The following is a 12,521-nucleotide window of genomic DNA, read 5'->3' on the forward strand; positions in this document are numbered from 1 at the left end:
GGCCTTGGCAACCGCGAGCGGCCCGGGGCACGGGGAGACTGGACGGAGTCGACATGGTGGAGCAGGGCGGGCGCAGGAGCACTGCCGGGCTGGCGGAGGACCCGGCGGACCTGGCATACCGGGCGATGCTGGCCCACGCGTTGAACTGCCCCCGCTGCCAGTGCAACTGGCGTGAGTGCCCCACCCGGCGGGCCCTGGCGGCCATGCTGCGCGAGGCACGCCGCTGACGCCCGGAGGAGCGGCATCTGCGCACGCCAGAGGGCCTGCTGGACCGGATACCGTTGCGCGAGCACTGCCAGATGGGTTTCTGGTGCGTCTGAGGACGTAAGTGTGTGACGTAACGGGGGAATGTTTCGGTGTCGAACCGTCCAGCGGATTGGCATGTCCTTGACTTGGACAAGGACCCAACGCCCGGAGATCCGGACCGGGTCCGGAACCTGGCGAAGAACTTGCACGACTTCGCCGACGACGTCTCAAAAGTCCTGCGGGACATCAAGGGGATGGCAGGCGAGGACGCCATCCTCACCTGGGCGGGCAAGACGGCGGAGTCCTTCACCGCGGAGTTCGAGGACGCCCCGGGCAAGCTGAAGAAGCTCAAAAAGAGCTACGAGATGGCCGGGGACGCGCTCTCGGCGTACTGGCCGGAGCTGGAACGCTCCCAGGCCCTGGCCGACAAGGCCCTGGCCCAAGGCCGCGAGGCCCAGACCAGCCTCTCTGCCGCCCAGTCCCGCCTGACCTCCGCCGACTCCTGGATGGAGCGCGCGGGCAAGGAAGCCGACAAGTACAAGGACGAGGACGGCGGCACCAAGGCCGGCAAGGACGTCCCCAAACCCGACCCGGACAAGGTCAAGGCCGCCACCCGCAACGCCGACTCCGCCGAGAAGGCCCAGACGGCCGCCAAGTCCGACGTCTCCGCCGCGAAGAGCCACCTCGACGCCGCGAAGAAGATGGCCGAGGACGCGCGCAAGATGCGCGAGAACGCGGCCGGGACGGCGAAGAAGAAGCTTGAGGATGCCTCCGACGCGGGCATCCAGAACCGCAAGTGGTGGGAAGAAGTCGGCGACTGGGTCACCGACAACTGGGACACCATCGTCGCCGTCTGCAAGGTCGTCGTCGCCGTCCTCGGCGTCATCGCGATGATCGTCGGCGGGCCCATCCTCGCCGCGATCGTCCTCGTGGCCGCTCTCGTCGTCCTCGCCGACACTCTCCATAAATATGCGAACGGGGAAGCCGGGCTGCTCGACGTCGCCTTCGCCGCCCTGGACTGCATCCCCGGCATGAAGGCACTCACCTCCCTCCGCGGCCTGGCCGGAGCGGCCAAGGGCCTCAAGTCCGCCGCCCGCGGACTGCGCTCCGGTGCCGGCGGACTCCGCAAGGCCCTCTCGGGCGGCATGAAGAAGGTGGCGGGCAAGGGCAAGCCGGCCAAGGGCCGTTGCAAGAACGGCGACCCCATCGACATGGTCTCCGGCGAAATGCTCATGGAGCAGACCGACATCGCCCTGCCGGGCCTGCTCCCGCTCGTCCTCCACCGCACGCACCTGTCCACGTACCGATGGGGCCACTGGTACGGCGACTCGTGGGCCTCGACGCTGGACGAGCGGGTCGAAGTCGACGACGAAGGTCTGATCTACGTCACCGAGGACGGCCAGCTGCTGTCCTACCCCCACCCCGCCCCCGGCGGTGAACCGCTGCTCCCGGCCCACGGCCCTCGCCGGCCGCTGACCGTCGACGACGCGGGCACGGTCACGGTCGCGGACCCGCAGACCGGCCACGTCCGCCACTTCCTGCCGGTCACGCCCGACAGCACAGCGGTCACGCCCGACAGCACAGCGGACACGAAGCCCCTGCCGCTGCGAGCCATCACCGACCGCAACGGCAACCGCATCGACATAGACCGCGACCCCACCGGCGCCCCCACGGCGGTCCGCCACACGGGCGGCTACCACCTGGCGGTGGACACCGACGACCACCGCATCACCGCGCTGCGCCTGCTCACGCCCGCCACAGGCACCGGCACCGAAGCAGGCACAGTCACCGGCACCGGCAGCACCCTGGTGACCGCGTACGGCTACGACGAGGTCGGCAATCTGGCCGAGGTCCACGACTCGGCCGCGCTGAGGCTGCGCCTCGACTACGACGACCGGGCCCGCGTCACGTCCTGGACCGACAGCAACGACACCTGGTACCGCTTCACCTACGACGACGAAGACCGCTGCGTACGCGGCGAGAGCACCGCGGGCCACCTGTCCTGCACCGTCGAGTACCGCGCCGACGAGCAGGAGACCCGCTACACGGACGCCCTCGGCGAGACCACCGTCTACCGCTACAACGACCTCAGCCAGCTCCTGTCCGAGACGGACCCGCTGGGCGGCACCGTCCGCACCGAGTGGAACAGCCGGAACGACCTGCTCGTCCGCACCGACGCGCTGGGGCACCGCACCGAGAACACCTGGGACGAGCACGGCAACCTGATCGCGACGCGGGGTCCGGACGGCACGTACGCCGGCGCGGAGTACAACGACCTCCATCTGCTGGTCGAGTTCGTCGGCCCGGACGGTGCTGTCCAGCGCCAGGCATGGGACGAGCGCGGCAACCGCACCAGCGCGACCGGCCCCGACGGCACGACGCATCACTTCACCCACCACGCCACCGGAGCCGTGGCCACCGTCACGGACCCCCTGGGCCACGCCACCGAGCTGCGCTGCGACGCGGCGGGCCTGCCGCTGGAAGTCATCGACCCGCTGGGCGCGGTGACCCGCTACACCCTCGACGCCTTCGGCCGCCCGTCCACGATCACGGACCCGACGGGCGCGACCACACGGCTTGAGTGGACGGTGGAGGGCAAGATGGCGCGGCGTACGGAGGCGGACGGCTCGTCGGAGTCGTGGACGTACGACGGCGAGGGCAACTGCGTCTCGCACACGGACGCGATGGGCGCGGTCTCGACCCACGAGTACACGCACTTCGACCTGATCGCGGCCCGGACAGGCCCCGACGGCGCCCGCATCGAGTTCGAGCACGACACCCAGCTCCAGCTCCGCAGGGTCACCAACCCACAGGGCCTGACGTGGAGTTACGCGTACGACCCGGCGGGCCGCCTGGTGGCGGAGACGGACTTCGACGACCGCACGCTGACGTACGCCCATGACGCGGCGGGCCGACTGGCGACCCGTACGACGGCCATGGGCGACGTGATCACCTTCGAGCGTGACGCGCTGGGCCGGACGGTCGCGCAGAACGTGGCGGGCGCCGGAATCACGCGCTACACGTACGACGCGACAGGCGCCCTCACCGAGGCGGTGGGCCCGGACGTGACCCTGACCCTGGAGCGGGACAGGGCAGGACGTCTGCTCTCGGAAACGGTCAACGGCCGCACCCTGACCCACACCTACGACGCGCTGGGCCGCCGCACCGGCCGCACCACACCGTCCGGCGCGACGAGCACCTGGACGTACGACGCGGCCGGCCGCTGCACCGAACTGACCGCGTCCGGCAGAAGGCTGGCGTTCACGCACGACGGGGCGGGCCGGGAACTCACCCGCACGGTGGGCGAGGCCCTGACACTCACGAACGGGTACGACGCCGTGGGCCGCCTGACGAAACAGGAGCTGATGGGCCCGGGCCGCAGGCACATCCAGCGGCGCGCGTACACCTACCGCGCGGACGACCAGCTGACCGGCATGGAGGACCAGCTGGGCGGCGCGCGACGCTTCGACCTGGACGCGGCAGGCCGCGTCACGGCGGTCCAGGCGGCGGGCTGGACGGAGACCTACGCCTACGACGAAGCGGGCAACCAGACCGACGCCTCCTGGCCGGCCCCCATGCCGGGCCAGGAGGCCACAGGCGCACGCACCTACACCGGCACCCGTATCACCGCGGCAGGCAATGTCCGCTACGCATACGACGCAGCAGGCCGCACCACCCTGCGCCAGAAGACCCGCCTGTCCCGCAAGCCCGACACCTGGCGCTACACATGGGACGCGGAGGACCGCCTCACCTCCGTGGTGACCCCCGACGGCACACGGTGGCGCTACCTCTACGACCCGCTGGGCCGCCGCGTGTCCAAGCAGCGCATGACGGAACAGGGCGCGGCGGAACAGGTCGTGGCGGAACAGACCGACTTCACCTGGGACGACATGACTCTCTGCGAACAGACGAGCCACGCCCCGGGCGCACCGGAATCGGTGACCCTCACATGGGACCATGACGGACTGTGCCCCCTGGCCCAGACCGAGCGAAAACACCTCACCGACGAGGAGGTGGACGCCCGTTTCTACGCCATCGTCACGGACCTCGTCGGGACCCCGACCGAACTCCTCGACGAACAGGGCGACATCGCCTGGCGCACCCGGACCACCCTCTGGGGCACCACGGTCTGGAACCGGGGCGCCACCGCCTACACACCCCTGCGTTTCCCCGGCCAGTACCACGACCCGGAGACAGGGCTGCACTACAACTACTTCCGGCACTACGACCCCGAGAGCGCCCGCTACCTCACCCCGGACCCGATCGGTCTGGCCGGTGGCTTCGCACCGCACAACTACGTCCCGAACCCGTTCATGTGGATCGACCCGCTGGGTCTGTCCCTCCTCGACGTCAGCAAGAACGGCGTGAAGATCGTCGTGCACGAGTACGACGTCGACAAGCCCGCGCACGCTCACGTCACCGGTGGCGGAGGCCGCGAGGTCAGGATCGGGCCGAACGGCAAACCCCTCCACAACCAGCCGGAGCTCTCGAGCAAGCAGCGGCAGGCGGTGGAGCACTTCAAGCCGCAGATCAGGACCGCCGTCAGGAAGCTCGGCAAGCGCAGCCAGGCGGAGGAACGGGCTGCGAAGGAGCAGCGCGAGGCCGCAGAGGCCGCCAAGAAACCCTGCAAGTAGGGATGAAGCGATGACATTGCACGATGATGTGGCCGAGTTGCTGGCGGAGGCCGGGATCGTCGACGTGGACGTCGACGAGGCCGTCGCGGACGACCACGTCCGAACGTCCGCGTATCTCCGCGTCGTCTCGGTGATCGCTGACTCGCCGAGCCGCGACCGGGACCGCGCGATCGTGGCCACGATCCTGCGCGACCCCAACGAGATGGGGGCCAAGACGGCAGTGGTCGCCCTCGTGGACAGGGTCGCGTGGCAGGTGAGCGGTCCCGCCGAGTTCCGGCAGTGGTCGGACGGCCTGCTGCCGGAGATCGACCGGCTCCCCGTGGAGGGCTTCCGCGACTTCATTCGCCGCCGTGTCCAGGACTGGCTGCTCTACCTCTCCGTCAAGGACGGCCACGTGCCGACGGCGGCCGAGTTGGCGGAGGTCACGGACTGGATGCAGCGCTACCTGGCGGAGGGGTCGACGTCGCCCGCGGTACTCGCCGTGGTCGCCGAGTCGGCCCGCACCAAGAAGACAAGGAACATCGCGAAGAACCGGGCCAACAGCCGCGAGCTGAGAGCGGAATGAGCAGCCAGTAGGGAGCGTCCCTGCCGGAGAACGACCGAAGGGGCAGCTCCCCCGCACAGGGAGCTGCCCCTTCGTGGTGAACCGGGACCGACGCCGCATCGGTGAGGGTCGGGGACACGGCGTCGGTCCCGGAGTTCTGCCGGTGGTCCGTCAGGACTACCGGTGGTCGCTGCCCGCCGACTCGGAGGCGGCGCGGCCGGCCTCCAGGCGGGCCACGGGGATACGGAACGGGGAGCAGGAGACGTAGTCCAGGCCCACCTCGTGGAAGAAGTGGACGGACTCCGGGTCGCCGCCGTGCTCGCCGCAGACGCCGAGCTTCAGGTCCGGGCGGGTGGCGCGGCCCGCGGCCACGGCGTCCCGCACCAGCTTGCCGACGCCGTCCTTGTCGATGGTCTCGAAGGGCGAGACCCCGAAGATGCCCTTCTCCAGGTACGCCGTGAAGAAGCTCGCCTCCACGTCGTCCCGCGAGAAGCCCCAGACGGTCTGCGTGAGGTCGTTCGTGCCGAAGGAGAAGAACTCGGCGGCCTCGGCGATCTGGTCGGCCGTGAGCGCGGCACGCGGCAGCTCGATCATGGTGCCGAGCGCCAGCTTCAGGGCCACGCCGGTCGTCGCCTCGACCTCGGCGATGACCTGCTCGGCCTCCTCGCGGACGATCTCCAGCTCCTGGACCGTGCCGACGAGCGGAATCATGATCTCCGCGCGCGGGTCGCCCTTGGCGTTCTTGCGCTCGGCGGCGGCCTCGGCGATGGCCCGTACCTGCATGGTGAACAGGCCGGGGATCACCAGGCCCAGGCGTACGCCGCGCAGGCCCAGCATCGGGTTCTGCTCGTGCAGGCGGTGCACGGCCTGGAGGAGGCGCAGGTCGTTCTCGTTGGAGTCCTTGCGGGACTCGGCGAGGGCGACGCGGACGGACAGCTCGGTGATGTCCGGCAGGAACTCGTGCAGCGGCGGGTCCAGGAGGCGGACGGTGACCGGAAGGCCGTCCATCGCCTCGAAGAGCTCCACGAAGTCGCGCTTCTGGAGCGGCAGGAGCTCCTTGAGGGCTTCCTCGCGCTCACCGTCCGCGTCGGCGAGGATCAGCCGCTCGACCATCTCGCGGCGCTCGCCGAGGAACATGTGCTCGGTGCGGCACAGGCCGATGCCCTGGGCGCCGAAGCGGCGGGCACGCAGCGCGTCTTCCGCGTTGTCGGCGTTGGCGCGGACGCGGAGGCGGCGTACTCGGTCCGCGTACGCCATGATCCGGTGGACGGCGCCGACCAGCTCGTCCGCGTCGTCGGCGCCGGCGTGCATGCGGCCCTCGAAGTACTCGACGACCGGCGACGGCACGACGGGCACCTCACCGGCGTAGACCTTGCCGGTGGAGCCGTCGATGGAGACGACGTCGCCCTCTTCGATGACCACACCGCCGGGGGCCGTCAGGCGGCGCCGCTTGGTGTCGACCTCGATCTCCTCGGCGCCGCAGACACAGGTCTTGCCCATGCCGCGGGCGACGACGGCGGCGTGCGAGGTCTTGCCGCCGCGGGAGGTGAGGATGCCCTCGGCCGCGATCATGCCGTCGAGGTCGTCCGGGTTGGTCTCACGGCGGATGAGGATGACCTTCTCGCCCGAACGCGACCACTTGATGGCCGTGTACGAGTCGAAGACCGCCTTGCCGACCGCGGCACCGGGTGACGCGGCGATGCCCCGGCCGAGCTGCTCGACCTTCGCGGTGTCGTCGAAGCGCGGGAACATCAGCTGGGCGAGCTGGGCGCCGTTGACGCGCTGCAGCGCCTCGGCCTCGTCGATCAGGCCCTGGTCGACGAGCTGCGTCGCGATGCGGAAGGCGGCACCGGCGGTGCGCTTGCCGACGCGGGTCTGCAGCATCCACAGCTGACCGCGCTCGATGGTGAACTCGATGTCACAGAGGTCCTTGTAGTGCGTCTCAAGGGTCTCCATGATCTGCATGAGCTGGTCGTACGACTTCTTGTCGATCTGCTCGAGATCGGCGAGCGGGACGGTGTTGCGGATGCCCGCCACCACGTCCTCGCCCTGCGCGTTCTGCAGGTAGTCGCCGTACACGCCCTGGTGGCCGCTGGCCGGGTCGCGGGTGAACGCGACGCCCGTGCCGGAGTCCGGGCCGAGGTTGCCGAAGACCATCGAGCAGATGTTGACCGCGGTGCCCAGGTCGCCGGGGATGCGCTCCTGACGGCGGTAGAGCTTGGCGCGGTCGGTGTTCCACGACTCGAAGACCGAGCGGATGGCGAGGTCCATCTGCTCGCGCGGGTCCTGCGGGAAGTCGCGGCCCGTCTCGGTCTTGACGATCTTCTTGAACTTCGTGACCAGCTTCTTCAGGTCCGCGGCCTCCAGGTCGGTGTCGACCGTGACCTTCTTGGCGGCCTTGGCCGCCTCCAGGGCGTCCTCGAAGAGCTCGCCGTCCACGTCCATGACGGTCTTGCCGAACATCTGGATGAGGCGGCGGTAGGAGTCCCACGCGAAGCGGTCGTCGCCGGACTGCTTGGCGAGACCGGTCACCGACTTGTCGGAGAGCCCGATGTTCAGGACGGTGTCCATCATTCCGGGCATCGAGAACTTGGCGCCCGAGCGGACCGAGACGAGCAGCGGGTCATTGGCCTGACCGAGCTTCTTGCCCATGGTCTTCTCAAGGGCGTCGAGGTGCGCACTCACCTCGTCGCGCAGCTCGACCGGCTCCTCGCCGCTGGCGAGGTAGGTCTTGCAGGCCTCAGTGGTGATGGTGAAGCCCGGAGGGACGGGCAGCCCGAGGTTGGTCATCTCGGCGAGGTTCGCGCCCTTCCCGCCGAGAAGGTCCTTGAGGTTCCTGTTGCCCTCGGTGAAGTCGTAAACGAACTTCACCGCCGCATCGCTCGCGTCGCTCGCGTCGTTCGCGTCGTTCTGCGCTACGTGGGGATCTTTGTTTTCCGACACGGGTCTCGACTCCTCGAGGACTCGGTGGCTGCCCTGACGGCGAGGAACATACCCAGATCGAAGGCGCATGGGTACGTCCACTTGTGCGTCATGCGGCCGTAACCACCCGTCCGCCAGTAGATCGAAAGTGACCCAGCGGTAGCTGGACAGGCGATCATTCGTTCAACTCTTGAAGACGCAACCCCCGTAGACCAGGGGTTTTGCTCATGTGAGCGGCTCATTCTCAGATGTGAGTTCATCTCATGAATGATCGAGCAGTGGCACTGAGTGCCACCCCTTGGAGAAGTGCAGTCACCCCGAAAGCGCTCATCTGAGCGCAATGCCTATCAGGGGTGGCGAGAATCACGCCGTTTGAGGCGGCCAGATGTCAGTATCCGGACGCCTGACGAGACGATTCGCGCACCGGTCGTACGCCGCTCGCGCGCAGGCCGGAGGCTGCCCACGCGCCGAGCAGGGCAGGGGGCATCGACGGGGTGGCTGTGGCGCACCCCGGCAGGGAAAGGTGTTCAGGCCAAATCTCGCGCGGGCGGCGCAGGCGGCTCGGACTGGGCAGGCGGAGGGGGCTGGGGCTCAGCCGCCCGACGTGTCCAGTTCCGCGTCCTCGCTGATGCCCGCGCAGTCGTAGGGGTCCTTCAGCCAGCCGTCCGGCAGGACGACGCGGTTGTTGCCCGACGTGCGGCCGCGCGGGCCGTCCGCTCCCGTCGGCCACGCCTGGTCGAGGTCCAACTCGCCGAGGCCGTCCTCCAGTTCGGCGAGGGACGAGGTGATCGCGAGACGCTTGCGCATCTCCGAGCCGACCGCGAAGCCCTTCAGGTACCAGGCCACGTGCTTGCGGAAGTCGATGACACCGCGGGCCTCGTCGCCGATCCACTCGCCGAGCAGGGTCGCGTGCCGCAGCATGACCTTGGAGACTTCTCGCAGGTCAGGGGCCTTGGGCGCGCCCGTGCCCTCGAAGGCGGCGACCAGGTCGGCGAAGAGCCAGGGGCGGCCGAGGCAGCCGCGGCCCACGACGACTCCGTCGCAGCCGGTCTCCTTCATCATCCGCACCGCGTCGTCGGCGGACCAGATGTCGCCGTTGCCGAGCACCGGGATCTCGGGGACGTGCTCCTTGAGGCGGGCGATGGCGTCCCAGTCGGCGGTGCCGCCGTAGTGCTGGGCGGCCGTGCGGCCGTGCAGGGCGATGGCCGTGACGCCCTCCTCGACGGCGATGCGGCCCGCGTCGAGGAAGGTGATGTGCTCGTCGTTGATGCCCTTGCGCATCTTCATCGTGACCGGCAGGTCACCTGCCCCCGCGACCGCCTCGCGGAGGATCGCGCGAAGGAGCGGCCTCTTGTACGGGAGCGCGGAGCCGCCGCCCTTGCGGGTCACCTTGGGGACGGGGCAGCCGAAGTTCAGGTCGATGTGGTCGGCGAGGTTCTCCTCGGCGATCATGCGGACCGCCTTGCCGACCGTCGCAGGGTCGACGCCGTACAGCTGGATGGACCGGGGCTTCTCGGTCTCGTCGAAGTGGATCAGCTGCATGGTCTTCTCGTTGCGCTCGACCAGTGCCCGGGTGGTGATCATCTCGCTGACGAAGAGGCCCTTGCCGCCGCTGAACTCCCGGCACAGCGTCCGGAACGGCGCGTTCGTGATGCCGGCCATGGGTGCGAGCACGACGGGCGGCCGCACGGCGTGCGGGCCGATCTGAAGCTGGGGCTCCATGGCGCGGGAATCCTCCGGGGCGAGCGGTACTAAAGCGAGGGCAGACCTCCTATTGTCCCCCATCCGCGTGCGTGCCCTTGCGCCTGCCTTCGCGGGGTGGTGCAGGCCGCATCTCGGGGTGCGGGTCCGCTGTGCTTGCTCGCGCCGTTCCCCGCGCCCCTGCAGGGCGCCCCTGACGGGCGCCCCCGACCGGCCCTGAACCGGCGCCCCCCATCCCCCCGGGATACCGTCGAACCCATGCCCCAGCAAGAACTCACGCACCGTCGGCGCATGCTCGTTCTCGGTATCTGTTGTATGAGTCTGCTCATCGTCAGTCTCGACAACACCGTTCTGAACGTCGCGTTGCCCTCGATGGCGCGGGAGTTCGGGACCAGCATCTCGGGCATGCAGTGGACGATCGACGCCTACACCCTCGTGCTCGCCGCGCTGCTCATGCTCGCGGGGTCGACGGCGGACCGCGTGGGGCGGCAGAAGATCTTCAAGGTGGGGCTCGTGGTCTTCACGGCTGCCTCCGTCGCCTGCTCCCTCGCGCCCAACCTCGAATCCCTCGTGGCCTTCCGCATGCTCCAGGCGGTCGGCGGGTCCATGCTCAACCCGGTCGCGATGTCGATCATCACCAACACCTTCACCGAGCCGCGCGAACGCGCCCGCGCCATCGGCGTCTGGGGCGGCGTCGTCGGCATCTCCATGGCGGCGGGCCCGCTCGTGGGCGGCCTCCTGGTGGACTCCGTCGGCTGGCGCTCCATCTTCTGGATCAACCTGCCGGTCGGCCTCGCCGCGCTCCTCCTCACCATCCGCTACGTCCCCGAGTCCCGCGCCCCCAGGCCCCGCCGCCCCGACCCCGTGGGCCAGCTCCTGGTCATGGTGCTGCTCGGCGCCCTGACGTACGCGATCATCGAGGCGCCGACAGCGGGCTGGACCTCGCCGCTGATCATCGCCTTCGCGGGCGCCGCGCTCCTCGCCCTCGTCGGCCTGCTCGCCTACGAGCCCCGCCGCGCCGACCCCCTCATCGACCTCCGCTTCTTCGGCTCCGCCCCCTTCAGCGGGGCCACCGTGATCGCGGTCAGCGCCTTCGCGGCGCTTGGCGGCTTCCTCTTCCTCTCCACGCTCTACCTTCAGAACGTACGCGGCCTGAACGCCCTGCACGCGGGCGTGTGGATGCTGCCCATGGCCGCGATGACCTTCATCTGCGCCCCACTCTCGGGCCGCCTCGTCGGCAGCCGGGGCCCGCGCCTCCCCCTCCTGATCGCCGGTGTCGCGATGACCTCGTCCGGCGTCCTGTTCGCCGCCTTCGACGCGGAGACCACGAACGCCACGCTCTTCATCGGCTACGTCCTCTTCGGCCTCGGCTTCGGCTTCGTGAACGCCCCCATCACCAACACCGCCGTCTCCGGAATGCCCCGCTCCCAGGCGGGCGTCGCCGCCGCCGTCGCCTCCACCAGCCGTCAGATCGGCCAGACGCTCGGCGTCGCCGTCATCGGCGCCGTCCTCGCCTCCGGGGTGGGCTCCTCCTCGTACGCCGCCACCTTCACGGAGGCCAGCCGCCCCGCCTGGTGGATCATCGCGGGCTGCGGCCTCGCGGTCCTCCTTCTCGGCGCCCTGACCAGCGGCCCCTGGGCGAGGAAGACGGCCCGGCGCACCGCCGAACGCCTGGAGGCCGTGCCCCAAAAACCGGGCACCGGCACCGACTCCCGCACTACGCTCGCGCCGTGACCGCTACTTGGGACCCCACAGCACCAGGCGTACTGCGACTCCCCTCGGGCCGGCTCGTCCGCGGCCGGGGCCTGCGGCATCCGCTCCCGGACGGCCCGACGCCCGACTTCGCGCTGTATCTCCTCGGCAAGGAACCGCCCGCCGTCCCCTGGGAGTTCCGCTGGCTGCGCTGGCCCGACTTCCGCCTGCCCACCGACCGCGCGGCGACGGCCACCGCCCTGCGCGAAGCCCTGAAGCGGTCACAGACCGAGCGCGTCGAGGTCGCGTGCGGCGGCGGACAGGGGCGTACGGGAACGGCGTTGGCGTGCATGGCGGTACTCGACGGGGTGCCGGCCGACGAGGCGGTGGCCTACGTACGGGAGCACTACGCGCCGCGAGCGGTGGAGACACCGTGGCAGCGGAGATTCGTGCGGCGCTTCAACTGACGACGCCAGTAGCGGGGCCGAAGGTCACGGCACCGAAGGGTCCACCGTCGCCTGGTGCTCCTCCGCGAGGTGTTCCTCCGCCTTCAGCCACGGCAGGAACTGCACGCGCTTCTTCCAGGCGCACGTGTCGCAGCTCAACTGCCGCTGCACACCCGCCTTTCGCACGTGCACCACATGCGCGCGCCCGTGCTGGTCCCATCTGCTGACCTTGCTCGTGGTCATCGAAGGCATGGCGAACAGTGTGCAGCAGAAGGCCCCGGTTCCGTATGCGGAACCGGGGCCTTCTTTCAACCTTCACTCAGCCGACGGCCGAGC

8 protein-coding genes are annotated in these 12,521 nt (G+C 69.8%); 5 read left to right on the forward strand and 3 right to left on the reverse strand.

Going from position 1 to position 12,521, the window contains the following annotated elements:
- Positions 1-53: 53 nt before the first annotated feature.
- The 3 genes from AB0I66_RS16915 (at position 54) to AB0I66_RS16925 (ending at position 5,445) form a co-directional block, all read left to right on the forward strand.
- Positions 54-227 (forward strand): hypothetical protein, encoded by a 174-nt coding sequence (locus tag AB0I66_RS16915; protein WP_363208588.1) that lies wholly within the window; start codon positions 54-56, stop codon positions 225-227.
- Positions 228-392: 165 nt separating this feature from the next.
- Positions 393-4,880 (forward strand): RHS repeat-associated core domain-containing protein, encoded by a 4,488-nt coding sequence (locus AB0I66_RS16920; protein ID WP_363208589.1) that lies wholly within the window; start codon positions 393-395, stop codon positions 4,878-4,880.
- Between the two features lie 10 nt (positions 4,881-4,890).
- The gene (locus AB0I66_RS16925) at positions 4,891-5,445 is read left to right on the forward strand and encodes a hypothetical protein (RefSeq protein ID WP_363208590.1); all 555 of its coding nucleotides are present in this window, start codon (positions 4,891-4,893) and stop codon (positions 5,443-5,445) included.
- Positions 5,446-5,601: 156 nt separating this feature from the next.
- Here AB0I66_RS16925 and ppdK read toward each other — a convergent pair whose 3' ends face one another.
- The gene (ppdK, locus tag AB0I66_RS16930; RefSeq protein ID WP_363208716.1) at positions 5,602-8,295 is read right to left on the reverse strand and encodes a pyruvate, phosphate dikinase; all 2,694 of its coding nucleotides are present in this window, start codon (positions 8,293-8,295) and stop codon (positions 5,602-5,604) included.
- A 642-nt stretch (positions 8,296-8,937) separates the two neighbouring features.
- Positions 8,938-10,068 carry a tRNA dihydrouridine synthase DusB gene (dusB, locus tag AB0I66_RS16935; protein WP_363208591.1) on the reverse strand — a complete coding sequence of 377 codons (1,131 nt, stop codon included), beginning with the start codon at positions 10,066-10,068 and terminating at the stop codon, positions 8,938-8,940.
- A gap of 237 nt (positions 10,069-10,305) precedes the next feature.
- Between dusB and AB0I66_RS16940 the strand changes: the two genes are divergently transcribed.
- A complete protein-coding gene (locus AB0I66_RS16940) occupies positions 10,306-11,781 on the forward strand; it encodes an MFS transporter (protein WP_363208592.1) in 1,476 nt (491 codons plus the stop codon).
- Positions 11,778-12,206 carry a protein-tyrosine phosphatase family protein gene (locus tag AB0I66_RS16945; RefSeq protein WP_363208593.1) on the forward strand — a complete coding sequence of 143 codons (429 nt, stop codon included), beginning with the start codon at positions 11,778-11,780 and terminating at the stop codon, positions 12,204-12,206. The genes AB0I66_RS16940 and AB0I66_RS16945 overlap by 4 nt, the downstream gene beginning before the upstream one ends.
- A gap of 24 nt (positions 12,207-12,230) precedes the next feature.
- On the opposite strand, the gene AB0I66_RS16950 is transcribed toward AB0I66_RS16945, so the two are convergent.
- Positions 12,231-12,437 (reverse strand): hypothetical protein, encoded by a 207-nt coding sequence (locus AB0I66_RS16950; protein WP_363208594.1) that lies wholly within the window; start codon positions 12,435-12,437, stop codon positions 12,231-12,233.
- Between the last annotated feature and the right edge of the window lie 84 nt (positions 12,438-12,521).

Origin of the sequence: Streptomyces sp. NPDC050439, from assembly GCF_040655335.1 — a bacterium.
Classification (GTDB): domain Bacteria; phylum Actinomycetota; class Actinomycetes; order Streptomycetales; family Streptomycetaceae; genus Streptomyces.